The 541-nt window shown below is 48.2% G+C and carries 1 protein-coding gene; it reads left to right on the forward strand.

Going from position 1 to position 541, the window contains the following annotated elements; genetic code table 11:
* Positions 1 to 541 (forward strand): Uma2 family endonuclease (locus NW858_RS12410; protein ID WP_414520617.1); only part of this gene is annotated, 541 nt, incomplete at both ends.

Genomic DNA, 541 nt, shown 5'->3' on the forward strand with positions numbered 1-541 from the left:
GCAAAGGAACCTACCGAAAGCTCTGCAACAGCTTCTGGGAAGATTTGGACTGATGAAGAGTTTATGGCTCTGCCCGATGATGGCAATCGCTACGAAGTTGTAAATGGAAAATTAATTGCGATGGGCTCAGCGGGTGCAAGACATGGCTACTACGTTAGTTTAATCAGTTTTTTCCTGACTGCCTATGTTAGAGCCCAAAAAATGGGTGTTGTCTTCGATTCCGACACTTCGTTTAAAATGAAATCCGGCAATCGCCGCTCCCCAGATTGTTCTTTCTTCTCCAAAGAGCGGCTGCGATCCCTTGGCGGGATCCCCAAGGGTTATATCGAGGGATCCCCAGATTTGGTTGTGGAAGTTCTCTCTGATGACAACACTGTAGGAGAGATCCACAACAAGATCGTCGATTATTTTGAGAACGGATCCCGCCTTGTTTGGCTTATTCATCCCGAAGAAAAGTATGTTTTGGTTTACCGTCAGCCTGAGCCCACAGCACTGAAGCGGCCAGGCGACATCCTAGAAGGCGAAGAGGTGATCCCTGGGT

The sequence above is a fragment of the Synechococcus sp. H55.10 genome (genome assembly GCF_047502715.1).
Taxonomy (GTDB): Bacteria; Cyanobacteriota; Cyanobacteriia; order Thermostichales; family Thermostichaceae; genus Thermostichus.